This is a genomic window from Wandonia haliotis (assembly GCF_039523435.1).
Lineage (GTDB): Bacteria > Bacteroidota > Bacteroidia > Flavobacteriales_D > Crocinitomicaceae > Wandonia > Wandonia haliotis.
This window is the reverse complement of sequence record NZ_BAAAFH010000011.1, coordinates 573,161-595,357: the sequence shown is the minus strand read 5'-3', so window position 1 is coordinate 595,357 and position 22,197 is coordinate 573,161. Positions and strand designations below refer to the sequence as shown.

At 38.1% G+C, this 22,197-nt stretch carries 21 protein-coding genes; 11 read left to right on the top strand and 10 right to left on the bottom strand.

Annotation, left to right across the window (positions count from 1 at the left end; genetic code table 11):
* Positions 1-225 precede the first annotated feature (225 nt).
* Positions 226-909 carry a carbonic anhydrase family protein gene (locus ABDZ97_RS10950; protein WP_343787527.1) on the top strand — a complete coding sequence of 228 codons (684 nt, stop codon included), beginning with the start codon at positions 226-228 and terminating at the stop codon, positions 907-909.
* A gap of 150 nt (positions 910-1,059) precedes the next feature.
* Here the strand turns inward: ABDZ97_RS10950 and ABDZ97_RS10945 are convergent, their stop codons facing one another.
* Together ABDZ97_RS10945 and ABDZ97_RS10940 are read right to left on the bottom strand one after the other, a co-directional pair.
* The gene (locus ABDZ97_RS10945) at positions 1,060-1,320 is read right to left on the bottom strand and encodes an RNA-binding regulator (protein ID WP_343787525.1); all 261 of its coding nucleotides are present in this window, start codon (positions 1,318-1,320) and stop codon (positions 1,060-1,062) included.
* A gap of 173 nt (positions 1,321-1,493) precedes the next feature.
* Entirely contained in the window at positions 1,494-1,949 is a 456-nt protein-coding gene (locus tag ABDZ97_RS10940; protein WP_343787523.1) for a GtrA family protein, read from the bottom strand.
* Between the two features lie 71 nt (positions 1,950-2,020).
* Between ABDZ97_RS10940 and ABDZ97_RS10935 the strand changes: the two genes are divergently transcribed.
* The 3 genes from ABDZ97_RS10935 (at position 2,021) to ABDZ97_RS10925 (ending at position 5,456) form a co-directional block, all read left to right on the top strand.
* Positions 2,021-2,611, top strand: a complete 591-nt coding sequence (locus ABDZ97_RS10935) for an SRPBCC family protein (protein ID WP_343787521.1) — start codon at positions 2,021-2,023, stop codon at positions 2,609-2,611.
* Positions 2,612-2,734: 123 nt separating this feature from the next.
* Positions 2,735-4,624, top strand: coding sequence for a molecular chaperone HtpG (gene htpG / locus ABDZ97_RS10930; protein ID WP_343787519.1), 1,890 nt, complete (start codon positions 2,735-2,737; stop codon positions 4,622-4,624).
* A 55-nt stretch (positions 4,625-4,679) separates the two neighbouring features.
* A complete protein-coding gene (locus tag ABDZ97_RS10925) occupies positions 4,680-5,456 on the top strand; it encodes a TerB family tellurite resistance protein (RefSeq protein ID WP_343787517.1) in 777 nt (258 codons plus the stop codon).
* A 59-nt stretch (positions 5,457-5,515) separates the two neighbouring features.
* Here ABDZ97_RS10925 and fsa read toward each other — a convergent pair whose 3' ends face one another.
* A complete protein-coding gene (gene fsa / locus ABDZ97_RS10920; protein WP_343787515.1) occupies positions 5,516-6,172 on the bottom strand; it encodes a fructose-6-phosphate aldolase in 657 nt (218 codons plus the stop codon).
* A gap of 233 nt (positions 6,173-6,405) precedes the next feature.
* Here fsa and rho point away from each other — a divergent pair, with 233 nt between their 5' ends.
* Positions 6,406-8,058, top strand: coding sequence for a transcription termination factor Rho (gene rho, locus ABDZ97_RS10915; RefSeq protein ID WP_343787513.1), 1,653 nt, complete (start codon positions 6,406-6,408; stop codon positions 8,056-8,058).
* A 23-nt stretch (positions 8,059-8,081) separates the two neighbouring features.
* Positions 8,082-8,642 carry a DUF4199 family protein gene (locus ABDZ97_RS10910; RefSeq protein ID WP_343787511.1) on the top strand — a complete coding sequence of 187 codons (561 nt, stop codon included), beginning with the start codon at positions 8,082-8,084 and terminating at the stop codon, positions 8,640-8,642.
* Positions 8,643-8,717: 75 nt separating this feature from the next.
* Here ABDZ97_RS10910 and ABDZ97_RS10905 read toward each other — a convergent pair whose 3' ends face one another.
* Positions 8,718-9,137 (bottom strand): nucleoside-diphosphate kinase, encoded by a 420-nt coding sequence (locus tag ABDZ97_RS10905; protein WP_343787508.1) that lies wholly within the window; start codon positions 9,135-9,137, stop codon positions 8,718-8,720.
* Positions 9,138-9,242: 105 nt separating this feature from the next.
* Here ABDZ97_RS10905 and ABDZ97_RS10900 point away from each other — a divergent pair, with 105 nt between their 5' ends.
* Both ABDZ97_RS10900 and trxA read left to right on the top strand, forming a co-directional pair.
* Positions 9,243-11,003 (top strand): MutS-related protein, encoded by a 1,761-nt coding sequence (locus ABDZ97_RS10900; RefSeq protein WP_343787506.1) that lies wholly within the window; start codon positions 9,243-9,245, stop codon positions 11,001-11,003.
* 125 nt (positions 11,004-11,128) lie between these two features.
* Entirely contained in the window at positions 11,129-11,446 is a 318-nt protein-coding gene (gene trxA, locus ABDZ97_RS10895) for a thioredoxin (protein ID WP_343787504.1), read from the top strand.
* Positions 11,447-11,508: 62 nt separating this feature from the next.
* Here the strand turns inward: trxA and ABDZ97_RS10890 are convergent, their stop codons facing one another.
* Positions 11,509-12,159 (bottom strand): HD domain-containing protein, encoded by a 651-nt coding sequence (locus ABDZ97_RS10890; RefSeq protein WP_343787501.1) that lies wholly within the window; start codon positions 12,157-12,159, stop codon positions 11,509-11,511.
* Positions 12,160-12,481: 322 nt separating this feature from the next.
* Between ABDZ97_RS10890 and ABDZ97_RS10885 the strand changes: the two genes are divergently transcribed.
* A complete protein-coding gene (locus tag ABDZ97_RS10885) occupies positions 12,482-13,996 on the top strand; it encodes a hypothetical protein (protein ID WP_343787499.1) in 1,515 nt (504 codons plus the stop codon).
* Positions 13,997-14,114: 118 nt separating this feature from the next.
* Here the strand turns inward: ABDZ97_RS10885 and ABDZ97_RS10880 are convergent, their stop codons facing one another.
* The 3 genes from ABDZ97_RS10880 to ABDZ97_RS10870 form a co-directional block, all read right to left on the bottom strand.
* Positions 14,115-14,417 (bottom strand): hypothetical protein, encoded by a 303-nt coding sequence (locus ABDZ97_RS10880; protein ID WP_343787497.1) that lies wholly within the window; start codon positions 14,415-14,417, stop codon positions 14,115-14,117.
* A gap of 272 nt (positions 14,418-14,689) precedes the next feature.
* A complete protein-coding gene (locus ABDZ97_RS10875) occupies positions 14,690-15,142 on the bottom strand; it encodes a hypothetical protein (RefSeq protein WP_343787495.1) in 453 nt (150 codons plus the stop codon).
* A gap of 3 nt (positions 15,143-15,145) precedes the next feature.
* The gene (locus ABDZ97_RS10870) at positions 15,146-16,813 is read right to left on the bottom strand and encodes a hypothetical protein (protein ID WP_343787493.1); all 1,668 of its coding nucleotides are present in this window, start codon (positions 16,811-16,813) and stop codon (positions 15,146-15,148) included.
* A 25-nt stretch (positions 16,814-16,838) separates the two neighbouring features.
* On the opposite strand from ABDZ97_RS10870, the gene ABDZ97_RS10865 reads away from it, so the two are divergent.
* The gene (locus ABDZ97_RS10865) at positions 16,839-17,174 is read left to right on the top strand and encodes a helix-turn-helix domain-containing protein (protein ID WP_343787491.1); all 336 of its coding nucleotides are present in this window, start codon (positions 16,839-16,841) and stop codon (positions 17,172-17,174) included.
* Positions 17,171-17,449 carry a hypothetical protein gene (locus ABDZ97_RS10860; protein WP_343787489.1) on the top strand — a complete coding sequence of 93 codons (279 nt, stop codon included), beginning with the start codon at positions 17,171-17,173 and terminating at the stop codon, positions 17,447-17,449. The genes ABDZ97_RS10865 and ABDZ97_RS10860 overlap by 4 nt, the downstream gene beginning before the upstream one ends.
* Here ABDZ97_RS10860 and ABDZ97_RS10855 read toward each other — a convergent pair.
* The gene (locus tag ABDZ97_RS10855; RefSeq protein WP_343787487.1) at positions 17,442-20,357 is read right to left on the bottom strand and encodes a hypothetical protein; all 2,916 of its coding nucleotides are present in this window, start codon (positions 20,355-20,357) and stop codon (positions 17,442-17,444) included. The two genes, ABDZ97_RS10860 and ABDZ97_RS10855, sit on opposite strands and share 8 nt — an antisense overlap.
* Positions 20,357-21,766, bottom strand: coding sequence for an ATP-binding protein (locus ABDZ97_RS10850; RefSeq protein WP_343787485.1), 1,410 nt, complete (start codon positions 21,764-21,766; stop codon positions 20,357-20,359). Before ABDZ97_RS10850 ends, ABDZ97_RS10855 begins: the two co-directional genes overlap by 1 nt.
* Between the last annotated feature and the right edge of the window lie 431 nt (positions 21,767-22,197).

Below are 22,197 nucleotides of genomic sequence, written 5' to 3'. Positions count from 1 at the left end.
AACAACTTATCATTTGGGGAAAAACTTGAGGTGCTAATGGCGGGCCACATTCACGAAAGTGAAAGAGACATATGTCGAACAGCGGATTACAAAGGTGCTTCGGAATCCTCATCCGTGTTTTCTGAAGTTTTCAGAATTTTAGGCTGCATGGGTTTATTGTATGTAATAATTGGTACATAAATATAAATTAGTACAAAATAATTTTGTCTTAAAAAGTCCATGAACATGAGAGCACACACAAAAGAAACACAAAGTACTATTACGCCGGAGAGGGCTTTGGAGATCCTTAAGGAAGGAAATCAGCGCTTTGTTGAGAATTTAAGCGTTGATAGAGATTTGCTGAAGCAAATGAACGATACGCGCGATGGTCAATGGCCATTTGCAGGTATTTTGAGCTGTATGGATAGCCGTACTTCAGCCGAATTGATTTTTGACCAGGGATTGGGAGACATATTCTCTATCCGTATTGCAGGAAATGTGGTTAACTCGGATATTCTGGGAAGTTTGGAATATGCTGTTAAAGGTGCGGGTTCAAAGTTGATCGTTGTCTTGGGACATACAAGATGCGGAGCGGTAACAGGAGCTTGTAATCACGTTGAAATGGGGAACCTTACTTCATTATTGTCAAAGATTCAGCCGGCAATTTATGAAGAAAGAACAATCCTTGAAGCGGAAAAAAGAACGGGAAGTAATCCTGATTTTGTTCAGAAAGTAGCGGATATTAACGTTAAACGTAGCGTAAAAGCTGTCATTGAACGTTCTATGGTAATAGAACAAATGATCCGCCATGGTGAGATAGGTGTAATTGGTGCAATGTACGATGTTGTGAAAGGAACAGTTGAATTCTTTGATGATACATTTGTTTGTTGCGAAAGAACATTGAATGATATGTTCCCGGTGACAAAATAATCACAGGGACAGCATATAAATAACTAAAGAAACCGGGGATATTCTCCGGTTTCTTTGTTGACGATGGTTTGTTTGGTTTATGAGAAAGTTTACATAAAATAAAAAAGGTGACTAAAAAAGTCACCTTTGATCAGCATAATAGCTTACTAATTATCTTCTGTTATTAGCAGGTCTGCTTTCAGCCTCTTTAACAACGATAGTTCTTCCGTTGATAGAAGCCTCGTTTAGTTCTGCGATCGCTTTTTGAGCAGCAGCGTTGTCTGGCATTTCAACAAAAGCAAACCCCTTTGATTTTCTTGTCATTTTATCAAAGATTACATTGCATGAAGATACATCTCCATACTCTTCGAATACCTCTCTAAGGTCTTCACTTGTTACGCCATAATCAAGTCTGGCAACAAAAATGTTCATAAAAAAAAATTAAAATAAATAATACTCTCCGTTTTACCGGATAACTAACTAAAACACCTGAAAAAGGCGGAGAAGATCAACTATCGACACCAACGATTTTCAAAATGTAGGGTAAAGATACACGAATTTTTAAAATATTGTCCTGATGTAAGTTGAAAAAGAAAAAAAATATTTCAGGAAGCTTTTACTTTGAATACCCAGACTTTCTGTCCTGCGAAGTTAAAAACAGCACTAAATCCGGTTGCCATAACAAAAGCAATAGGAAATTGGAAGGGTACAGACTGAAGAAAATCCACGTTCTCAAAAGCAAGGAGAGCACCTTTATTTACTCCGACATTAAGTAAAAGTGATACAAGGTATAAGGAGATAAATTTGGTAAAACGGGTATTCGACCTGTCTTTCTGCTTCCATGTCCAGTATTTGTTGAGGTTGTAAGTGACAATAGAACCACAAATAAAAGAAAGCGTCTTTGAAATATCGTTTTTATCCAGTAGTAATGTTTCCTTTTCAGGGAGAGTATGCATAAACATGTAGTAAAAAATAAAGTCAACCATAACAGCAAATATGCCGATCAGCGTAAATTTGATCAACTGTTTCTGGATGTCCGGTAAATCTTTTGCTCTTTTCATGCTTTGACGGCTCCAAATCTAAATAAATCTTTTTAAATTTGATAGACCTTGAAGTAAAATCATAATAGAGTATGAAAGCACTGTTTTTTCTGACAATGATAACCGGATTGTTAATGACAGATGATTCCGGATGGAAAAAAGAATACGATAAAAACGGAGTAAGAATATACACCAGAAATGCCGAAGGATCTTCAGTGAAAGAATACCGAGGAGTAGTGGATGTAAAGGCTGGGGTAGAAACATGTGTTGATCACCTGAAGGATTTGGAGAAATTTTCGAAAACGTCCTATAAGACTACAGATGCCGAGATCATAAAAAGTACTTCAGATTCTGAGTGGATTCTGTATTGCGTGGTTGATTTTCCCTGGCCGTATACGGATCGGGATATGGTAGCAAAGTATAAACGCTACAATCTGGGAAATGGTATTGTAAAGGTTAAATTTTATACGGTTAGCGGTTATGTGAGTGAAAAGGAGGACTATGAACGGATGCAGAATCTTTCCGGTTCCTGGTTGTTTGAACCGCTGACTGAGTACACGACACGTATTACACATGAGTCAAAGACTCCGGCAGATGGTTTTCCAGCGTGGATTGTCAATATGTTTATTTTGGATGCCCCAAAACATATCATGCCTTCTTTCCGAACGGCTGTTGAAAAGTAAAATCGATCCCGGTGATTGTCATTTTGTCAGTATTTCATGATCTGGCACATATCTTGAAGATTGTTGCTACAACAAAAAGAATACAATTTCAAGTAGTAAAATAACTTAAAAAACTAAGCAGATATGAAAAAAGGTCAGATTAATGTCCAAACGGAGAATATCTTTCCGATTATTAAAAAATTCTTGTACTCTGATCACGAAATTTTTCTTCGTGAGTTAGTCTCTAATGCAGTAGATGCCACACAAAAACTGCGTGTTTTAAGTTCTTCCGGTGAGTTTAAAGGTGAATTGGGAGACCTTAAAGTGGAGGTGATTCTTGATAAGGATGCACGTACACTGACAATCCGTGATAATGGTGTCGGAATGACTGCAGATGAAATAGACAAGTACATTAATCAGATTGCTTTTTCGGGAGCAGAAGAGTTTGTACAACAATACAAAGGAAAAGAAGGGGCTGAACAGATTATCGGTCATTTTGGACTGGGATTCTATTCAGCTTTTATGGTGGCAGAACGTGTTCAGATTCAGACCTTGTCCAGACACGAAGGTTCTCAGTCGGTTCAGTGGGAGAGTAACGGTAACCCTGAGTTTACAATTGAGGAAATAGAGAAAAAAGACAGGGGAACAGATATTGTACTTTATATCGCTGAGGACTCGCTTGAATTTCTTGAAGAAAGCCGGATCAGAGGTATTTTGGATAAGTATTGTAAATTCTTACCCATACCTGTCGTTTTTGGAAAAGAAACCATTAAGCAGGACGATCCTTCGGGAGAGAAAGATGAAGAGGGAAACCCAAAGAAAATTGACGTTGAACAGGAACGTCAGATTAATAATACGGCTCCGGCATGGACAAAATCTCCTTCAGAATTAACTGATGAAGATTACAAGTCGTTTTACCATGAGTTGTACCCGATGACATTTGAAGAGCCGCTTTTTCATATTCATTTGAATGTCGATTATCCGTTTAACCTGACAGGTATTTTGTTCTTCCCGAAAATTAAGGAGAATGTAGAAGTACAGCGTAATAAAATACAATTGTACAGCAATCAGGTATTTATTACAGATTCAGTTGAGAATATTGTACCTGATTTTCTGACATTATTACATGGTGTTATTGATTCACCGGATATTCCGTTGAATGTATCCCGATCCTATTTGCAGGCGGATAGTAATGTGAAGAAGATTTCTGCTCATATTACGAAAAAAGTAGCTGATAAATTGCGGGAAATGTTCAACAAGGATCGTAAAGACTTTGAGTCGAAGTGGAATGATTTGAAGGTGTTTGTTGAATATGGAATTCTTTCAGAGGATAAATTCGCCGAAAAAGCAGAAAAATTTGTTCTTTTAAACAGTACGGAAGGTGGTTTTTATACCGTTGAAGAGTACAAAGAGAAAATCAAGGCTTCTCAAACAGACAAGAATGATAAAGTCGTTATTCTTTATACAAATGACAAAGACGGTCAGTATAGTTTTGTGAAAAGTGCTAAAGAGCGTGGATATGACGTGTTGGAAATGAATTCTCCGTTGACTCCGCATTTTATTTCAAAGTTGGAGCAGACCGATACGGATATTTCATTCGCGAGAGTTGATTCGGATTCACTGGACAGATTGATCCAAAAAGAGGAGGAACTTCCTTCTAAACTTACAAAGGAACAGGAAGAAGCTATCAAGCCGGTATTTGAAGAGGCAGTTGATAAAGTGAAATTTACGGTTCAGTTCCAGAGCATGTCAGAGAAAGATGCGCCTATTATTATTACACAGCCGGAGTTCATTCGCCGGATGATGGAGCAGCAAAAGCTGGGAGGAGCCGGGTTTATGGGAGCATTCCCGGAAAGTTATAACCTTGTAGTGAACTCTAACCATCCTAAAATCAGTTCGCTGGTAGAGGTGGAAGATGAAGCTGTTAAAAAGAATACAGTGAAACAATTGGCTGATCTCGCTTTGTTGTCACAGGGGATGCTGAAAGGAGAAGCTCTGGATAAGTTTATTGAGCGCAGTATTGAGCTTGTTTAATAATTAATTACAGGAGACGGTTTTTTTTGAGAAGAGCCGTCTCTTTTTATTTCAAATGAAAGGTTTTTACAAATTTATTTTTGCGGGAGTAGGTTTCCTGGTTACTCAATCTATTTTTGGGGCGCTGGCTGGATTTATTCTGGGGTACTTACTGGATAGTGCAGAAGAGGTGACAGAAGCGACAAGAGGGCGCTATCAGCAAGGATATAGAAATCCCGAAGATGTTTTTCGGTATTACCAACAACGTACGGCTACCAGTGATTTTTCGGCAGTTCTTATGGCGCTTTCTGCCGCTGTAATGAAAGCAGATGGAAAAGTAATGAAAGCCGAGCTTGAATATGTGAAACAGTTTTTCAGAAGGCAGTTTGGTCCTGCTTTCGATAAAGACGATTTGCAAACACTGAAGCAGTTTGTCCAGTCAGAACATATTCCACTGCAGGATATTTGTAATGATCTTCTTATGCGAACAACTCCTGAAGTACGTGTGCAATTGTTACATTATTTATTTGGAATTGCACATTCGGATGGAAAAGTTAGTCAGGTTGAGCTTGGGGTAATTGAGCGGATCTCTGTTTTTATGCGTATTCCGGGTTATGAGTTTGAACGATTGAAGAGTATGTTCTTCCGGGATGAATCAAGTGATTACAAAATTTTGGGAGTTCCTGAAAACGCTACCAATGACGAGATAAAAAAAGCCTATCGAAAGTTAGCGGTGGAGTACCATCCTGATAAAGTAGCCCACATGGGAGAGGAGTACCAAACTGGAGCTAAAGAGAAGTTTCAGGCGGTACAGGATGCTTATGAGAATATTAAAAGGGCAAGAGGGATATAAAAAAACAAACGGAGCTTGTTACAAGCTCCGTTTGTTTTTATGAAAATTAATTTCTAAAACTATTTGTTTCCTTTTGCATAGTCAGCAAGAAATTGCTGAAGTCCGCTATCCGTAAGAGGGTGCTTTAATAACGCAGTTATAGCTTTTAACGGAGCAGTAATAACATCAGCACCAATTTCTGCACAGGAAATAATATGCATCGGGTGGCGGACAGAAGCTGCCAGTATTTCGGTCTGGAACATATAGTTGTCGTAAATCATACGAATTTGTGCGATCAGGTCTGTACCATCCGTAGAAATATCATCCAGACGACCAAGGAAAGGAGAAATGTAAGTAGCTCCCGCTTTTGCTGCTAAAAGAGCCTGCCCTGCTGAAAAGATCAACGTACAGTTAGTGCGGATACCTTTACCTGAGAAATATTTGATCGCCTGAATTCCTTCTTTTGTCATAGGAATTTTAACCACAATATTTTTGTGTAACTCAGCAAGTGCTTCTCCCTCACGTATCATCCCTTCGAAATCAGTTGCAATTACTTCTGCGGATACATCACCATCAACGATAGAACAAATATCAACGTAGTGTTTCATAATGTTATCGTGACCGGTAATTCCTTCTTTAGCCATTAGTGAAGGATTTGTAGTAACCCCATCAAGAATTCCAAGGTCATTTGCTTCTTTGATTTCGGATAGATTTGCCGTATCGATGAAAAATTTCATGTTATTAGTTTTGTTTAACCACAAATGTAAGGAGTCTGAAGTAAAAAAACTTAGTGGTTGGGTGCTAGTTTTCAACAGGAAAAGAAAATTTAAAAAACTAAAGAAATTATTTTTTGAATATAATTTTTTCGTATTATTGCAGCATCTTTTTGAAATTAAGTCTGATTTCTGAGATAAATCCAAATTTTAGTGTTTATAACATCACGTTTTAAGAATAATTTTATTTCTTTTTTATGTCAACAAAAGAAGAGCTATCAGCGAAAAAACTTCCTGATTTGCGTGTAATTGCTAAACAACTCGGCATCAAAAGAGTTGAATCATACAAAAAAGCTGATCTAATAGACCTTATAGCAGGTGAAGGAGCAGAGGCTGAGAGTGAGAAAGTGGAGGAGAAAGAAGTTCCTGTGAAAGAACAACGGGCGACGAAAACCAAAACTGAACCGGATGCAGATACAGATGACGCGGAAGGTCAGACGGAGGGAAAACGAAAAAGAGCCCGGGTAATCAAAAAAGTAAATGTAGTGGAGAAAGCTACAAGTACTTCACCACCGCCCAAACAACCTGATTTGTTTGAAACCCCTGAAGGAGAAAAGAAAGCTCCTCAACAGGAACCCGAACAACAGGAGAAGCGCCCGGCACGAGAAAGCTTCAAAAAAGAAAACCGACACCACACCAACAACAACCCAACCAATAATATTCGAAGACAGAATGGAAATGACGACAAACGTTCTTTTACTGAGCAGGAAGCGAAAGAAGAAGCGTTTGACCTTGCGGGAATTGTTTCTGCAGAGGGTGTCATGGAGTTAATGCCTGATGGATACGGTTTCCTTCGTTCATCAGACTATAATTACCTTCCTTCACCGGATGATATTTATGTAAGTCAGAGTCAGATAAAACTTTTCGGACTTAAAACAGGAGATACAGTGGAAGGAACAATTCGTCCACCACGTGAAGGTGAAAAGTATTTCCCGTTGGTGAAAGTTGATAAGATCAACGGAAGAGAACCTGCTTTGGTGCGTGATCGCGTTCCTTTTGAATATCTGACACCGTTATTCCCGGATGAGAAATTTAACCTTACAGGGCACAAATCACAAAGCATGTCTACACGTGTTATGGATCTTTTTGCTCCGATAGGAAAAGGACAGCGTGGGATGATTGTTGCGCAACCGAAAACAGGTAAAACAGTTCTGTTGAAGGACGTTGCGAATGCAATTGCAGCGAACCATCCGGAAGTATATTTGATTGTTCTTCTTATTGATGAACGTCCGGAAGAGGTGACAGATATGGCGCGTAGTGTAAATGCGGAAGTTATTGCTTCTACATTTGATGAACCGGCAGATCGGCATGTTAAGGTAGCGAACATTGTTCTTGAGAAGGCGAAACGTATGGTGGAATCAGGACATGATGTATGTATTCTTTTAGATTCAATCACACGTCTTGCACGAGCTTATAATACGGTTTCTCCGGCTTCAGGAAAAGTTCTTTCAGGTGGTGTGGATGCAAACGCATTACATCGTCCGAAGCGTTTCTTCGGAGCGGCTCGAAAAATCGAAAACGGAGGTTCTTTATCTATTATAGCAACAGCTCTTACTGAGACAGGGTCGAAAATGGATGAAGTAATCTTTGAAGAGTTTAAGGGAACGGGGAATATGGAATTGCAATTGGATAGAAAAATTGCGAATCGTCGTATCTATCCGGCAATCGATATTCTTTCTTCAGGAACACGTCGCGAGGACTTGTTGATGGATAAAGAGGCCTTACAGCGTATTTGGTTGTTGCGTAAGTACCTTGCGGATATGAACCCGATAGAAGCAATGGAGTTTGTGAAGGACCGATTGGGACAAACGTTGTCAAACGAAGAGTTCCTGATCTCAATGAATGGATAATTTTTTGATGAAATAAACTACTTATGAAAGTTTCAATAAAAGTAGGATTGAGTTTGGCTGCAGTGTGGATTGCAGCCAAACTTTTTATTTACCTGTCAGGCTATAGTATTGAATGGTATAATATCAGTGCCTTAATAAATAACTTTTTACTATTATCTGCCGTCGCAATTGGTTTATATCTTACCAAAAAACAGGCAGGATTCGAAAAGGTAACTTTTCTGGAGGATGTAAAAAGTGCTATCGCAGGAGGCGTTATCTATACTGTAATTGTTGCTTCTTTCTCCTGGTACTATCTGAGTTCAGTAGATAGTTCGTATCTGGATTATAAAATCGAAGAGAGGATGGTATTGGTAGAGGAAGAACTTTCTGATGATAAAAACCTTACGTTGTTTAAGGAGCAAAACCCGGATGCGGAACTGAAATCAAGGGAGCAGATTGTGGAAGAAATCCGACAAACGACAGTTGGGATTCTTAATCCGAAGGTACAGTTTGTATTTTTATTGATGGGGTTTCTTCTTTTGTCCGTGATTTATGCTCTTTTTGTGACACTGTTATTCCGTAAAATATTGTTTAGAGGAATGTAATGTCTGTAAAGTAGTAAAGAATAAAAAACGGCTTACTGAATTCAGTAAGCCGTTTTTAGTTTTATCAGGTATTCCTTAAACAATCTCGTTTGCAGAGAAGTGGAAATTAGACTCGATCTCAGCATTTTCATCAGAATCTGATCCGTGAACTGCATTTCGTCCTTTGGACTCAGCATAATTCTTACGGATAGTTCCTTCTGCTGCTTCAGCAGGATCAGTAGCACCGATCAACGTACGGAAATCCGCTACTGCATTATCCTTTTCAAGAATTGCAGCAACAATAGGCCCGGAAGTCATATACTCAACTAATTCTCCGTAAAAAGGACGCTCTTTGTGTACTTCGTAAAATTTCTTCGCCTGCTCCTCAGTCAAACGCGTTAATTTCATCGCTTTGATAGTGAAACCGGCACCGATAATCATATCAAGGATTTTTCCCATGTGCCCGTTCTCGATCGCGTCGGGCTTCAACATTGTAAATGTTCTGTTTCCTGCCATTATTTTTAATTTTATGCTTTGCTTAAAAAAACGCGCCAAAGGTAGATATAATTTTTTCGCCAGCCATGCTTTGCATTAAAATACTTAGCTTTACATGCTATGAAAATGAAAGATCTATTCGCTTTTTATGATGGACGTGTAAACGAATTTGAGAGCGCGAGAAAAAAAGTGGCAGGTAGTAAAGTAACGATTGGATGGCTAAGGTTACTTGTTTTTCTATTGATTCCTTTGTCAGGTTATTTGCTGTATCCGGATTGGAAAATTATTGTTCCGATCGTTATTGTGTTATTGGGCGTATTTCTTTGGTTGGTGTCCCGTTTTACCGATTTATCGGAGAAACATGCTTTTTATGAACGATTAGTAGCGATGAACCAGGCTGAAAAAGCAGCGTTGAGAAAGGAGTACACTGCTTTTGATTCGGGAAGTGAGTTTTCGGACCCGGGACATCCGTATGCGATTGATATGGACCTGTTTCACAAAAATGGTCTGTTTGCTTTTTTGAACAGAACTGCTACCCGGTCGGGAAAAAGAATGTTGGCGCAGTATCTGTTGCAGGGAAGCAAAGATCGGAAGCATGTACAGGCTGTAATTGAAGATCTGAAACATAAAACAGACTGGAGACAAAAATACCTTGCAGCTTCGCGTCAGGAGGATGAGGAAATGGAGGAAGCAGCAGAGAGGTGGATTCAGTTTCCGGTCAAAAAAATGAGAGTCATTCGGATTCTTAGATGGGTACTACCGGTTTTTTCACTTTCTTCTTTGGTTTTCTGGCAGGCAGGAGTTCTTTCTGATATGCAATTTATCTTGTCTTTATTGATCCCGATGTTCCTGATAGGAACAAGACTGAAGGAAACCAATAAGATCTTGTTTACCTCTTCAAAAGCAGGTGAAAAGTGGAAATCTATTTTGTTTCGATTAAACGAGCTGGAGAAGTGCGAATTTGATTCGAAAGAGATGCAGGTTTTTAAAGAAAAATTGCTGCAGGGGGAGAATTCTTCACGTGAAGCACTGCGTCGTATTACCCGTTTGATAGATCTGGCTGATTACCGTTTAAATATGCTTATGGGAATTGTACTGAACATTTTTCTGGCCTGGGATTTTTGGATGCAAACCTTGCAAATGGATTGGCTGGCAAAGTACAATAGTGATTTTGGAAAATGGGAGAACGATTTAGCACACTTAGAAGTATGGATTTGTGCAGCCAACTATGCACACAATCGTCAGGATCTGACCTACGGAAGACTGGAAGGAAGTCAGATTCAAACGGAACGACTGGGGCACCCGTTACTTTCTCCGGACGAGACTGTTTATAATGACTTTCAGGCATCGGGAGAAACAGCTTTTTCCATTATTACAGGTCCGAATATGGCCGGGAAGAGTACTTTTTTGCGTTCCGTTGGTGTAAACCTGATTTTGGCACGTTGCGGATTTCCTGTTGTGGCAGAACAGTTTGTGATGCCCGATTTATTGTTGTATTCCAGTATGCGTACAACTGACGATCTTTCCAGTTCCGCTTCGTACTTTTTTGCCGAACTTTCCCGTTTACGTTTTATAGTAGATGCAATAGAAAGAGGCGAGAAAGTATTTATTATTCTGGATGAAATATTAAAAGGAACCAATTCGATTGATAAAGAAAAAGGATCTGCAGCATTTTTGAACAAATTGAATGAACTGGGAGCGAAAGGAATTATTGCTACTCATGATTTATCGCTTTGCAGGCTGGGAGATGAAAGTAGTGCTTTTCAAAACCTGTACTTTGATTCCATCATTGAAAAGGATGAACTGACATTTGATTATAAAATGCGTGCCGGTGTCTGTCAGAATATGAACGCTTCCTTCTTATTAAAGAAAATGGGGTTAACCTGATAATGACGGGCTCCCTGTAGGACTGTCAGAATGACATAAAAAAATAATTGGCAAACAATTTGAACACCAAAATCAATCGTTATCTTTAACGAACTGAAAAAAATAGTAAATAAATAAGTAAAGTTATGGCATTAGAAATCACAGACACCAACTTTGAGGAAGTTGTAATGAAATCAGATAAGCCGGTTGTTGTAGACTTCTGGGCTGCCTGGTGTGGTCCTTGTAGAATGATCGGTCCTGTTATCGAGGAGATGTCCGGAGAGTATGAAGGACGTGCGTTAATTGGTAAAGTTGATGTCGATCAGAATCCTGAAGTTTCTGCTAAATTTGGAGTACGTAATATTCCAACAGTGTTGTTCATTAAGAATGGAGAAGTAGTGGACAAATCAGTTGGAGCTGTACCTAAAAATCAGTTGACTTCCAAATTGGATGCGATCCTATAAATAAAAGACTTTATGGTTCAGAACAGAATCATAGTATAGAAAGCCCGGTAATACGGGCTTTTTCATTTTGTATCCCATTCATCGTAAAACTGTTTCAGAAACTGTTCCATAAAAGCATGTCTTGAAGCTGCCATCTGTTTGCCCGTTGGAGTATTCATCGTATCTTTTAACAGTAATAATTTTTCGTAAAAATGGTTAATGGTATGAGAACCAGCATTGAAGTAGTCTTCCCGTGATTCGTGGAGAACTATTTCTTCCGTGGGATCATAAATCATCCTGTTTTTGTTGCCTCCGTAAGCAAAAGCTCTTGCGATACCTATAGCTCCTATTGCATCCAGACGATCTGCATCCTGCACACTTTTTCCTTCAATCGAATCGGGAACAGACAGAACATTGGCTCCTTTAAAACTTACCTTTCCTATAATCTGACAGATATGAATAGAGGCTTGCTCCGGTACCTGATGTTCTTCTAAAATCTGTTTTGCTTTGCGTGTTCCGGCTTCCCAATCACCACCATTGAATTTATGATCATCAATGTCATGGAGTAAGGCAGCGAGTTCCGTAATAATAAGGTCTCCACCTTCTTTCTCAGCAATGATTAAAGCATTTTTTCTGACACGATCAATATGGTGCCAGTCATGTCCGGTTGCTTCTCTGGAGAATTTGTCCTTCACACTTTTTTCAATCGCCTGTATTGTTTCTTTCCAGTTCATGGATTAAAGCTAATGAAAATTGAAACGTATCGATAAAAGCGAGAAATAAATGTATTTAGGAATCCAATGTTTTGAAATGTGAAACACGACTTTTTGTGTAACTAATTTTGTTTGTTTCATTATAAGTAAGCAGGAAATAGATGAATAAAAAAAACATAAAAACTGTTAAATCTAACGACTGAGTGAATTTTTTAGTTAAAATTCCGTTTTCTGTTACATAAACCGCTTTAACCTAAATAAAAGAAACTATTTTTCGTTAGGATTTTAAGGATTATTGATCCAAAATTTTAACCTTTAAAACGCCTTTACAATTTGAACACACATGAACCAACTGAAAAGATTACTGGAGAATTTAAATTCAAGGGAAATAAGTTTACTGGAAGGAAAATTAGCTTCCGGAAGGGGAAGATCTCGCAAGAAATATGAATTACTGGATGTTTTATTAAAACGGGGAAGACCAAAAAAGATAGAAACGATAAATCTGTTGTATAAGGATTCTCCGAATGCTAAAGAAAATTTCAGAAAGTTGGTGAAACGTCTGCAGGAGGACGTTCTATCGATTATAAATACCAGAGAATCTCCGGGGCATTCGCTTACCCGTGTATCTTCAACAATTGATTCGGTAAAGCAATTAAAAACGCTCATCGAAAACGATTATGGGAAAGATATGATTCTCGCCCGTTTTGACTATCTGGAAGAAACAGCACGGTTAAAGCACCTGCATTTAAACCAAATCATATTGGGACGTGTCAAGTGCGAGAATTTTTATATGGATATCTGCCCGATTGAATTAACGGAACGCTTGGGGGAAGTACATAGAATTTCGTTGTATGTTACAGAAGCCAAGTTGTTTCATTTGAGTTGTAAGCGCTATTTTCTGATGAATGAACTGAATGAAGGTTTATTGGAAAGGCTAGAAAGTATGCGGCTCTCAATTTATAAGTACTATGTAGAGTCTAATGAAGTCACAGTGGGATTTTATCTACACGCCGGTTCGTTTATTCTGAGTTTAATTAAACAGGATAATAGCCCCTGCCAGTTTCATCTGGATCAGATTCGTCTCTTGCAGGCCAAGGATGATCTGTTGGTGGCAAATGAATTTTCCGATGAATTCTTATTGTTGGATGCTATTGGAAGTTATCTGGAGGAGTTTAGGAATGGAAACATACAATTACATCTTCCGGACGATCATGTAATCTTTTCAAAGACTTTCTTTAACCGGATTCAGTCACAACCATTTGAAGTTGATCTGGTGTTGCGATTACTTTTCTTATCGGGTAGAGTAGGAGAGGTGCTTGAACTTCTCGAGAGAGTAGGGCAACATAACTTGTTCGAGTCAAGTATTGACCTTCGACGAAGAATTCAGTATTATAAGCTATTAGGAATGTACCTTTCAGGAGAGTTTAATGAAGCAGACAAGCAACTCTTGCGGTTTAATACTTACCGCAACGGAATGGGGATTATGCGTTATTATATTCCAATTCTGAAATTTCTGATTAACCAGAACCTGAAAGATACGCCGTATGATGTAAATATAGATTCTTTCAGACGCTATGTCAACCGGTATATCCGAAACCTGAATGAGATTGAGGACGAACCGAATTACCTGAAAAATGTGTCTCTAAAGCTAAACGTTGTTCTGAAAACCATTTCAGGAGTGAAAAGAGATAAGAATGAACTGCTGGAATTGCAACAGGTACTAAAAGAAGAGCTGGGAGAATTCCATTATATCAGTTTACACTGTCTTCCTTTTGTAAAATGGTTGGAACATAAAATTGAAACCTATGACGACAACGGAAAGAAAGGATCTCGTAAAAGCAGAGTTATTTTGAGGTAGGTAGGAGAAGTATAATTCACCATTTTTTGCTAAAGTCCGGTCTTGTTGATTGGGTGGGGATAATTTAACTAATTTTTAAACTGTCTGATTTTTAGGGAGGCTACAAAAACGGGGAAGTTTACCCAGCCGGTAATAAAGAAACCTGTACTTGAGAAAGGTGTGTGTAAGCAGCCAGTTCATCGGCTGAAGTGCCGGCTTTTTGGGCTATTTCGGAAAGGAAATCAGGATCTGCTTCGTCCGCTAATTTGGTAATTGCCTGTTCAAACTCCCTTCCTTTTTCCATGAATTCGGTAAAGAAACGACTTCGGGCAAAACGCTCTATCACAGCCGTTAGCTCGTCAGAACCTTTTATAATGCTGTACAGCTGCTCAGGATGTTCCAGTACTTCATCAAGAACCTTGAATAATGCAGGGCTGCTCATGTCATCAAACAATCCTGCGTAATGAGGTTTACTTAATTTTTCTTCCAGAATGGCAAGCTTCTCTTTTGGCCAGCTATGTAATTTACTGCTTATTTCTTCCGGTAATCCTTGCCGGATTCGCTGGGTAAGGATAGGAAACTCATTGGTATGTTTTATCAGCGCACTGTTGTCTGCAACAAGTTTTCCACCTGTTCCAAATAATTCGCCCAGTGATAGAGGCCTGTTTTCATCAAAGAAATAAGGTTCAGTCTAAAAAAGAGTAATATTGTTTGTTATTTTATTGTATATTTAGTATGTGAAAAAACAGCACGCCTAATTAATCCTTTGACTCGTCTGATTTTATAAGTTTCAATTGTGTCAAATGGATTGTAAGCATATTGAGGATTCATATTTTTTATCTCTCCTAGAGTTGGTAAACCGAATGCAAAATCTTTAGGGTCTTCGCAAAGTTTCCACACTCCTCCCATTCTTTTACGTAGAGTTTCTCCCAAATATCTAGCAATACGTGTAATGAATTTATCTTCTGATATTTCAATAATAATTTTATCGTCAAAGTACAAGGCAAGCAGGCTCTCAATTCGATCCAAAGAATCCCAAGAATAATCAAGGGGTAGTAACATATTATCGTTTAATGATTCAACGAAATTGACTAGTGCTTCCAAAGCATCATCCATTTCAAGAATGAATTCATCAAATTTTGCCTGAGCTTTCTCTATATTTTTCATTTGCTATGGTATTTGTCTTCCAATTAATACTTCAATTCCTGCCTCTTTAAGAGCCTCTAATAAAGGTGCTGATCCACCTTCTTCAAGTATCCAAGTCACCTTATATCCCTGATCTACGAACCATGAGTCTTTGAGTATTCTATCTGTATTGGGCAAATCCCCCTCAGTCGTGAGATACTCTTTGCCTGTTTTGATTTCAAAAATCTCTTTAGTCTCATGGTTTACAGAATCTAAATCTCTATATGTAAAAGGAGTTTTATATAATTCCTTTTTTCCTCCATAATGCAGTCTATATTCTGCTTCTCTTCCTGTTCCAAAGGTATAATTTTTCATGTTTGCATCATACTGCTTTGACCAACGCTCGTAACTCCAAGCCTCGCTTCCCTTTCTTTCTTTATACTCATGCCATCGCTGAGCCTTATGTTCGCGAGTATTAGGTGTCAGTTTATTAGGAGAATTTTTGTTTAGCTCACTAAATATTTCTTCGGCCTCTTTTTCGCTCATTGCAGATAAATTTTCTATATTTTCATTAATACCTTTTTTTTCAGGTGAAAGAACATTAGAATTATTTGTCAGTTCATCAAACTGTTTTTGTTTAAGTTTTCCCTCTTTCCCAAACAATTCTTCCAGTGATAAAGGTCTTTCTCCGTCATATAAATGTGGGTGGGATTCCGGTAAAAGTTTTTTTCCACTTTCGTCAAAGAACCACGGATGCATTTTCGGTTCGAGTTCATCAATATGGCGTGCATCAGAAAAACGGCTTTTTTTGCTGTATTCCAGCCAGGCTAATGCTTCGTCTGTTGAGCGAAACAACGGTCGGGCAATATCAGCTCCATCTGCTGATTTCAGAATGATACTGTTTCCATCTAGTATTGCTTCTCCGGTTTTTTCTGTTTTGGTGATCACAGGAGCAGTCATGTCAGCTTTCTTTGTTATGTTCACCGCTTCCTGTCCCTGATTAATCAACGCATCTGAAATCTGTTTTTGTCTGTATGCTGCTTCGTCTAATACTGAAACTGCCTTTTTGGTCACTGTGCGCAATTGCTCGTTCAGTGCTTCCAGTAATTCTCTCTTTTTTGCTCCATCCATGGTGCTTTCAGAAACCTCAGTAATGAGTTTTCTCAAGGTACTTTCATCAGATTTTGCTACCCGTTTACCGAAATTGATTTGTCCCTCCAGAGTTTCCTTTAGTGCAAACAAAGCGTTTTCAAGCCCAGGAATAGCCCGTTGTGCTTTTGATAAATTAGCAATGTGTCCATCTAACTTAGCCAGTTGCTGTTCAGCTTTTAATAAATGTCTGGGATTTCCCACCAGAATTAAGCCGATAGAGGCTGTTTCGATATAGCCGAAGGACTCTCTGAACCAACCAGGAAGTGAATCTTTATTGCGGTCAACAATAATAGCAGCTGCCATAATTGCAACGTCAATTGCCGATATGGTTTTTACTAAAGCAGAAACTCCTACTTTCAATACGGGAATGAGACCTATAATTAAAGTTGCTACTTCGACCAGTTCCCACATATCCTTTTTGAAACTTTCGTTGAGCACCATGTCGAAATTAACGGCAGGCATAGTTGCGAGTGAATACTGTTTGTTATCATTCCGAATCAAACAAGTATTATACAAATTGTTTATGAACAATAATTCTTTTAACTTTGTCTTTATTACCATTTTTGGTACTAAAAACTGAATAATTATGATGAGTTTCGGACAAAAAATGGCGTTCTGTCGTAAAGAAAAAAAGCTCTCTCAGGCTGAACTAGGAAAGCTATCTGGTATCAATGGAGATATTATTGGTAAGTATGAACGTGATGAAATAAAACCATCTATCGACATTGCAAGTAAACTCGCCGATGCGTTAGATGTTTCTTTGGATTATCTCACTGGGAAAACTGAAATAGAATTAGATAACTCTATTATTCAAAGAGTAGTTGAAATTCAAAATCTACCAATAGAAGATAAAGCACACATCCTATATACACTGGATGGATTACTACAAAATGTACGAACTAAATTGGCATTTGGGAGATGAGTTTTAAAAAATTCAACATAGAAATATTAGAAGCAATTGAAAGTGTTGACTTGATAATATCAAGTGAAGATTTTTCTGCATATCATCAAATTAGAAAATCCTTAATTGATGCCTTGAACTTTCTTTTTGAAAATAAAAAAACAGATGCTCAAAAACACCTGCTTTTATGTATTCGTTTACTAATGGAAGCCCCTACTAAAAATAAAGAATTAGGCTTGGAAACATTAGTAAAAATTGATTCAATTTACAAAAGGCTATCCGCACAATCTAGTTAACTAAAGCTGGAAAATCTACTGCAAACTCACTTACTGAATTGTAAATTTTTCCAGTATTCTTATCTACTATTTTCGAAACCCATTGTGTATTCCATTGATAAGGTAAAATAACTTGGTCTCCACCCCCCGCTAATGTTTGTAATCCATTAGTACTTGTCTGTGGACCAACTTTACCAATATTCATCTTGGTTCCTGAAGGAATATTGATAGTTGCTTCGAAACGCATACTATTATTCCATTCATCTAATAAGGCAAGTTCAGTTCTTGATGCGCCAGTTTTTGTAGTAACAAATGTACCACCCACTTTTGCATTTCCGCCAAATGTTCTATATGTAGTTACCTGTTTTGTAGTCTGTACAGTTCGATACTCGGCATCTAAAAAAGTTAAAGCATCGTCTCCGAACAAACTTTCTTTTTGTAATACAGTTACGGCATCATCGAGTTTTGTTGAGTATTTCCCAAACATCCCCGCCGTGTTAACATTATCCAAAGAACTCTCCTCAAATTTACCACTTTTTTCCGATTTATCAACATCTGTTCTTTTTAAATCATCCGCAGTTTCAACTGTCTCATCCAACTTCTCCAATTTGGGTTTTTGAGTGTTTTGTTTCACCATTCCATCAGGAGTAGCTTGTTCAGCAAAACCTTGATTTTTATTTACATCATCATAGTAATTTTTTAGTTGATTTTCATAAGCATTAATCTCTTTTTGCATTTGTTCGTATAATGCCTTATTCTGCTTTTTCAATTGCTGTTTCCCTTTGAAATTTCCCCAAGCTTCCCCTAGATTTCGAAGAATTTTTGGTGATGCTATCACCAAACGAGCTAAACCATATATTCCAACGACAGCAGTTGTTGCATCCCATATCCGAAGAAATTCTTCCCCTCCCTCCATTTTATAAATATCATTTCTATGTAAGCGTATGAGGAAATCACTTACACCATATAACAATTCTGCTGCTCCTACGACTTTTCCAATAGTAGATGTAGCAGTAAATACAGCGCTTGTACCACTTACTAAAGCGAGAATATCCAATGCAAATAAGGATGCTTCGGTGACGGTTTCCCAAAAATCCTGATTATCAACATAGAGTAAATAAATAGCAGGTACAACTAGTATGTCATCTTTGGATTTATTGAGATTTTCACTTGTCTGATGAAATTTTATTCGAATTGGTTCAAAGGGATCAAACGTATATTTATGTTCTGTTTTACCAGATATATTACTCCATCTTCCTCTCTTCCAGTAGTATGAAAACTGTATTTCACCTTTTTCATTAAAATCAACGGAGTATTTTACACGAGAGCCTTTAACACCGTATTCTGAACGTCTAAGATAGGGTATGGTAACAAGTTGCGTCCCTGTATCATAATCATACCCTAAGTATGTTTGAAATTGTTTGTCAATCGCATCTTCCTCAGTAACTCCTTCTGTCATTGAACTAAACATAAGTCCTATAAGTAAATGAGAGTATTGTTCATACCCACTCCAATCCATACCATCCTGAAGCCTTTTGAGTAAGCGAGAGTCATTCTTTTTAAGATGTTCAATAATCTCATATGCATCTGAGTCGGGAGTAGACTCTAATACCTTGATTATATTTTGTTCTGATCCTAACCCTGTTCCATCATGAATTTCTTTGGTCATTTCGGATAGAAGTTTTTTCCTAGTGGAAGTGTTTATCACTTCTAGACCATGAAATTTTTCTATGAGTTTAATAACTGAAAAATCATAAGACCCGCTGCTTTTTTCAAAAACTTTGAACCAGTAACAATTGTCTTTTGTGAGAGCTTCAAAGAATGCATCAAGTTCAGGTTGTCCCATACTTTTGATTAACTTTTCAGCCACCATTTGTTTTCCTGGTAAATCATATCCCCTAATGAGATTTAAAATCTTTACCTTTTTCCATGCACTTATAAACCGAAGTCTATTAGGAGTTCCATAATCTCTTATGAACTCAAATAATCTTTTAGATTCCTTGTTCTCTAAAATTTCATTTACTATTTTATACCAATCGTCATAGTTCTTTTTGAAGCTCTTTAAGCTTTCTTCATAGGTGGCAGAACCATAATTTCCAGTTGCATTAGCATTATCAAGAAAGGCTTCATACTCTTTTTGTTGCTGCTCATTAAGGCTATTCCATATTTCATTGGTTCGTTTTCTTTCCCAATAATTTTCTATTTTAATTCGATCGCCAAACTCTACATCTGTTCCTTCCCAATGATTTAAAATTTCTTCATCTATCAAATCCCAATACAATTCAATTAAAACAGAATTATCTTTAGGAGTATCCTTACCCGTAACCTCCTTAAATCTTTGATCTGCTTTTCTAAAGATATTTCTTCTTGTTTCTTGTTGTTGTGGAGTTCCATTAGCTAACGAATCAAACCATTTTCTTCTCTCATCAAAACCTTCAGGTTTTACTTTTTCTCCTTTCTCATCTACTTCTATTGTATAACTAGCATATTTAAGCAAGTCTGTATAGCTAAAGCTAAACGCTTTATACTCTCTTTTTACATCTTCTTCAGTAAATTCAGTAAAGCTCCCGCCTTTCCATAGACTTGAGTAAGACTGAGAATTATGATTTTTAAGTTTCTCTTTTAGAATTTCTTCTGCTCTAAATTCGGCAACCTTATAGACAAAACTATATATCTTTATATGTGATTCTTTAGCGTCTAAATCTTGTGAGACAGGAACCTTAAATGTAAACCATCTCTCTTCATAGCCAGGAGTTTTTTCATCTCTGGAGTTTTCGTTTGCCTTTTTCTTTTCATCATCCGTTTCCTGTTCCAGAATGTCTGTTTGATCCCCCAAGGCATGCTGCTCCCTTCTCCTCAGTACGGCGAGCTCTTCCCAGGAATTATCCTCCTCCCGCGTACGTGTCTGATATGGTTTGTAAGCGTACATCAGGGCGTTCTGTTTTCTTTGATAAACTCTTTACGGATGCTTTCCTGTAACCATGCGTGATGAATTTCCTTTGTTTGATGATCCAGTGCGCACAAACAGGCATCTTTGAGGATGTTAGCAATGTTGGCTCCTGAAAATTCCAGTTTTGATAATTGTTCCATGCTGATGGATGCTTCATACGTAAACGGGGAAGGGAGCAGGTTGATCCAAAGTTGTTTTCGCTCGTTTTCTTTGGGAGAAGGAAAATAAATAATGGATTGAAACCTGCGGGTCATGGCAGTATCGATGTTATTTTTCAGGTTCGTAGCGAGGATTGTTAAACCTTTATGTTCTTCCATTCGTTGGAGCAGATAACTGACCTCCAGATTCGCCCATTTGTCCTGCGAAGAATTGACAGCCGTTCGTTTTGTAAACAGTGCATCCGCTTCATCAAAGAACAGGATCCAGTCTTTTCCCTGTGCCCGGTCAAACAGATAAGCCAGATTCTTTTCCGTTTCACCGATGTACTTGGAAACGATCATCGAAAGGTCGACGCGAAATACGTCCTTACCGTATTTTTTACCAATTAATTTGGCGGTGAGAGACTTTCCCGTTCCGGGTGGTCCGTAAAACAGACAGGGGTAGGAAACATTGAACATACTACTGGATGCAAGGAGGGTGTCTCCGTGCTCTACCCATCGCATAATTTCCCGGATATTTTTTAAAGTACGATCTTCCAGAACCAGGTGTCCCCAGTTTAGTCCGGTAGTTACCCAGGTTGCTGGAAAAGCTCTTCCGTAATCCGGTCGGGGCTGACTCCCGGACTGAAAATAATGCAGGTATTCCTGCGTAAGTGAAGGCGAAAAATGCAGTTCGTTTTGCTCCGAAGAAGAGGAGGGGATAAACCGGATAATTCCTTCCCTGACTAACTTTCCGTTGGTGTAGACCGCCATTTTATAATACACAGCATTGACTTTGTCTTTGCCGGCAAGAAGAAACAGTATCGTTTGCAGGGTGGGTACAAATCCCGTATGAAGGAGATCCAGATAACCACCGAATTCGGGGTAAAGTAGTCGTACGTGATTTCTTTCATCGCGCAACAGACGTGTTAGTTTTTCCGGTGCTACCAGAGGGGCAATCGTAGTGATAAGAAGTAGCCGTTCCGGTACAGATAGTTTCAGGTTACGGATTAATTGTGCATACCCTGAATTTCCGGAAAGCTCCGGAGGAGTGACATCCTGAAAGGACGAAACCGTATCCTTTTCCAGATCCTGAATCCGTAAAACAGTTAAAGTAATCAACCACTGAAGGTCTAAAAGAATATCTTCTGTTAGTTCTGAAATTTCGCCTATAGAAGGTGTTTTATCCTCTGTTTTTAAGTAAGCATGAAAGTCTGAATACGCTTTTTCTTTGTCAAAATCCTGGTCCATATAATCGGGTAAATTGTACAGGTGTATTAAGCGTATAAATTTCCGAATCGCTTTCTGTAATGTCAAGGACATCTTATGTGATAACCGGAAAAATTAAAATGGACAAAAGATAACAGTATATAAAAGATTTTACTTGTTTATTATTTGATAATCAGTTTTTTAATTCCGGACACGAACTGTGTAAAACGGAAAAATGAAGCGGATTACGCATTTTTCCGAAAAGCAGAAAATTTATGGTTTAATCTATTGATTTTTAGTGTTTTAATATTGTTTTGTGCTCTCTGAATTATTTTTCCAATGACAATCAGAAACTAACAAATTGAGCGAAAAAAGAGCTTTATTTTTCCGGTTTTAATAGGTTTTTAGTATTGATTATCAATTGTTTATATTTTAAATTTTTGCTTTTATTTTTCTTTTTTTATACTTACATG

Coding starts and splice junctions, on each gene's coding strand:
- ABDZ97_RS10950 (WP_343787527.1), top strand. CDS start 226: ATGAGAGCACACACAAAAGAAACACAAAGTACTATTACGCCGGAGAGG.
- ABDZ97_RS10945 (WP_343787525.1), bottom strand. CDS start 1,320: ATGAACATTTTTGTTGCCAGACTTGATTATGGCGTAACAAGTGAAGAC.
- ABDZ97_RS10940 (WP_343787523.1), bottom strand. CDS start 1,949: ATGAAAAGAGCAAAAGATTTACCGGACATCCAGAAACAGTTGATCAAA.
- ABDZ97_RS10935 (WP_343787521.1), top strand. CDS start 2,021: ATGAAAGCACTGTTTTTTCTGACAATGATAACCGGATTGTTAATGACA.
- htpG (WP_343787519.1), top strand. CDS start 2,735: ATGAAAAAAGGTCAGATTAATGTCCAAACGGAGAATATCTTTCCGATT.
- ABDZ97_RS10925 (WP_343787517.1), top strand. CDS start 4,680: ATGAAAGGTTTTTACAAATTTATTTTTGCGGGAGTAGGTTTCCTGGTT.
- fsa (WP_343787515.1), bottom strand. CDS start 6,172: ATGAAATTTTTCATCGATACGGCAAATCTATCCGAAATCAAAGAAGCA.
- rho (WP_343787513.1), top strand. CDS start 6,406: ATGTCAACAAAAGAAGAGCTATCAGCGAAAAAACTTCCTGATTTGCGT.
- ABDZ97_RS10910 (WP_343787511.1), top strand. CDS start 8,082: ATGAAAGTTTCAATAAAAGTAGGATTGAGTTTGGCTGCAGTGTGGATT.
- ABDZ97_RS10905 (WP_343787508.1), bottom strand. CDS start 9,137: ATGGCAGGAAACAGAACATTTACAATGTTGAAGCCCGACGCGATCGAG.
- ABDZ97_RS10900 (WP_343787506.1), top strand. CDS start 9,243: ATGAAAGATCTATTCGCTTTTTATGATGGACGTGTAAACGAATTTGAG.
- trxA (WP_343787504.1), top strand. CDS start 11,129: ATGGCATTAGAAATCACAGACACCAACTTTGAGGAAGTTGTAATGAAA.
- ABDZ97_RS10890 (WP_343787501.1), bottom strand. CDS start 12,159: ATGAACTGGAAAGAAACAATACAGGCGATTGAAAAAAGTGTGAAGGAC.
- ABDZ97_RS10885 (WP_343787499.1), top strand. CDS start 12,482: ATGAACCAACTGAAAAGATTACTGGAGAATTTAAATTCAAGGGAAATA.
- ABDZ97_RS10880 (WP_343787497.1), bottom strand. CDS start 14,417: ATGAGCAGCCCTGCATTATTCAAGGTTCTTGATGAAGTACTGGAACAT.
- ABDZ97_RS10875 (WP_343787495.1), bottom strand. CDS start 15,142: ATGAAAAATATAGAGAAAGCTCAGGCAAAATTTGATGAATTCATTCTT.
- ABDZ97_RS10870 (WP_343787493.1), bottom strand. CDS start 16,813: ATGGTAATAAAGACAAAGTTAAAAGAATTATTGTTCATAAACAATTTG.
- ABDZ97_RS10865 (WP_343787491.1), top strand. CDS start 16,839: ATGATGAGTTTCGGACAAAAAATGGCGTTCTGTCGTAAAGAAAAAAAG.
- ABDZ97_RS10860 (WP_343787489.1), top strand. CDS start 17,171: ATGAGTTTTAAAAAATTCAACATAGAAATATTAGAAGCAATTGAAAGT.
- ABDZ97_RS10855 (WP_343787487.1), bottom strand. CDS start 20,357: ATGTACGCTTACAAACCATATCAGACACGTACGCGGGAGGAGGATAAT.
- ABDZ97_RS10850 (WP_343787485.1), bottom strand. CDS start 21,766: ATGGACCAGGATTTTGACAAAGAAAAAGCGTATTCAGACTTTCATGCT.